The following is a 736-nucleotide window of genomic DNA, read 5'->3' as shown; positions in this document are numbered from 1 at the left end:
CTGTAGTATTACCCGCTTTATCTGATGCTGTAGCACTTAGGCTTTCGCCATTTAGATAAGCCTTATCTAAGGTAATTGAATATTTACCTGTAGCATCAGCTGTAGCTGTACCAACTACAGTTCCTGTAGCATTCTTAACTGTTACAACAGCATTCGCTTCAGTTATACCTGTAACCACTTTACCTGTTGTGTCGATAGTTATAGTCAGACTTGAAGGTGCAGTGGTGTCGGGTGCAACTATTGTTTTTGGTACTGTAGCATTACCCGCTTTATCTGATGCTGTTGCACTTAAGCTTTCTCCATTCAAGTAAGCTTTATCTAGGATAATCGAGTATTTACCTGTGGCATCAGCTGTAGCTGTACCGACTACGGTTCCTGCAGCATTCTTAACGGTTACAACAGCATTCGCTTCGGTTACACCTGCAACCATTTTACCTGCAGCATCAATAGTTGCAGTTAAGCTTGAAGGTGCAGTAGTGTCTGGCGCAACAATTGTTTTTGGTGCTGTAGTATTACCCGCTTTATCTGATGCTGTAGCACTTAGGCTTTCGCCATTTAGATAAGCCTTATCTAAGGTAATTGAATATTTACCTGTAGCATCAGCTGTAGCTGTACCAACTACAGTTCCTGTAGCATTCTTAACTGTTACAACAGCATTCGCTTCAGTTATACCTGTAACCACTTTACCTGTTGTGTCGATAGTTATAGTCAGACTTGAAGGTGCAGTGGTGTCGGG

1 protein-coding gene is annotated in these 736 nt (G+C 42.0%); it reads right to left on the bottom strand.

From position 1 onward, the window contains the following. A partial coding sequence (locus J655_RS24160; RefSeq protein ID WP_032053463.1) for an Ig-like domain-containing protein occupies positions 1–736 on the bottom strand: 736 nt, incomplete at both ends.

It is taken from the genome of Acinetobacter sp. 1294243 (genome assembly GCF_000588015.1).
GTDB lineage: Bacteria > Pseudomonadota > Gammaproteobacteria > Pseudomonadales > Moraxellaceae > Acinetobacter > Acinetobacter pittii.
Note: the sequence above shows the minus strand (reverse complement) of the source record. Positions and strands in the feature narration are given on the sequence as shown.